This window comes from Pontibacterium sp., assembly GCF_041587635.1.
In the GTDB taxonomy this organism is placed as follows: domain Bacteria; phylum Pseudomonadota; class Gammaproteobacteria; order Pseudomonadales; family Balneatricaceae; genus Pontibacterium.
Window position 1 is genome coordinate 1 of the sequence record NZ_JBFGYC010000719.1, and the last position, 1,523, is coordinate 1,523.

A 1,523-nucleotide genomic window follows, 5' to 3' on the forward strand; every position below is an offset into this window, starting at 1 on the left:
GAGCGCTACCCGCACAAACCCGATGTCGTAGTGAACGATTTCTCAGAATTCTGGGCGTTGATGCTCAGTTGCCGCCGTAAACACCATGAAAAACTCGCAACCGATGAATCGCAGTAATTGAAGGTGGAGACAGCTTAACTCCGCGCTGTCTCCATCATCAGTGCCACATAAGCTTTGCTTAGCAATCGCTAAAGTCGGGTGCCCGTTTTTCCAGAATCGCAGTAATCGCTTCCAACGACTCTGCGGATTGCAGGGCTTGCTTAAACTGCGCCATCTCCGCTTCAAGTGCCTCTGCCAACGTGCAATCTTGTGATGTTTTTAACAGCTGTTTACCGTTTAACAACGCCTTGGGCGGCATCTGTGTTAACGTTTGAGCGGCACTCAACGCACGCGCTAAGACCTCATCTGCAGGCAAAACCTCGTTCACAACCCCCAACTCACGGGCACGGTCTGCTCCGAAGACTTCTCCCATCACCACCAACTCAAAAGCCACCCGATGACCTAATGTCTGCGGTAACAACAGACTGGTTCCGCCCTCTGGCACTACCCCCAAACGGGTAAATGGCAGCTGAAACTTCGTCTCCGTCGCACCAAACACCAGATCACAATGCAGCAACATCGATGTACCAATGCCAATTGCCAAACCATCCACGGCCGCAATCACCGGCTTTTTCATTGTGGAAATGGCCTGTAGGAAATGCAGCGCAGCCGACAACTTTTCAGGTTCTGTCGTGGCCGTCAGAAAATCACCCAGGTCATTACCTGCGGTAAAACACCCGCCTTGCCCGGAGAGCACAACCACTCTCACCGCAGGGTTTTCATCGGCATCCAGCAACGCCTGAGTCAGTTCCTTATACATCAGGAAGCTCAACGCATTTTTCTTTTCAGGCCGGTTCATTTTGACCTGCAAAATACCGTCACCTGATTCAACCAATACGTACTCAGACATCATTGTAATCCTTCATTGATTCATTGGGAGTGGTTATCAGATTGCAGTCTGCATCGACTATATTCAACTCTCAATGGCAATGATGGTCGTTATGATGACCAATTCGGACATACCCATATGATTGAAGGCAGGTGCAGCTCTGTTCAACAACACGACGCCTAGAACTTATAATTCACCGACAGATTGATCACGTCCTGCGTTTCATAATGGGAGTTGTCCTGATCAACCCAGGTGTAACCTGCACTGGCTTCCCACTCGTTACCGATATTAGCGGTCAGGGTGACGGTTCCCAGCAAACGTTCCTCAGCGAAATTACCCCAGAAATGGGAGTTGCCGTCGATGTCATACTGTATAAATACATCCAAGGCTAAATCCGTCCCCGGTCGAACTGCCTGCCAGGTGCCGGTCCACTCTGCTGCCACACCGTATGCGAGGTCGTCAGGGATCAAACCCGCCTCTTTGGTGATGGAGTTCTGCGCGGCCAAATTACTCAGATCACCGTCGATATAGTCAGCTCCAAATTGTACCAAGATAACCTGTGAATCAATCCCCAACGGTAACGCTCCACCCAGCC

Annotated in this window: 2 protein-coding genes; both read right to left on the reverse strand. The window is 50.6% G+C overall.

Annotated features, from left to right (window positions below):
* Positions 1–178 precede the first annotated feature (178 nt).
* Positions 179–952, reverse strand: coding sequence for an enoyl-CoA hydratase (locus ABYW01_RS21105; protein ID WP_372836545.1), 774 nt, complete (start codon positions 950–952; stop codon positions 179–181).
* A 155-nt stretch (positions 953–1,107) separates the two neighbouring features.
* The coding region (locus ABYW01_RS21110) for a DUF1302 family protein (RefSeq protein ID WP_372836547.1) at positions 1,108–1,523 on the reverse strand (416 nt) is incomplete at its 5' end.

Bases quoted from the DNA above. Each gene is read 5' to 3' on its own strand.
- ABYW01_RS21105 (WP_372836545.1), bottom strand. From the start codon at position 952: ATGATGTCTGAGTACGTATTGGTTGAATCAGGTGACGGTATTTTGCAG.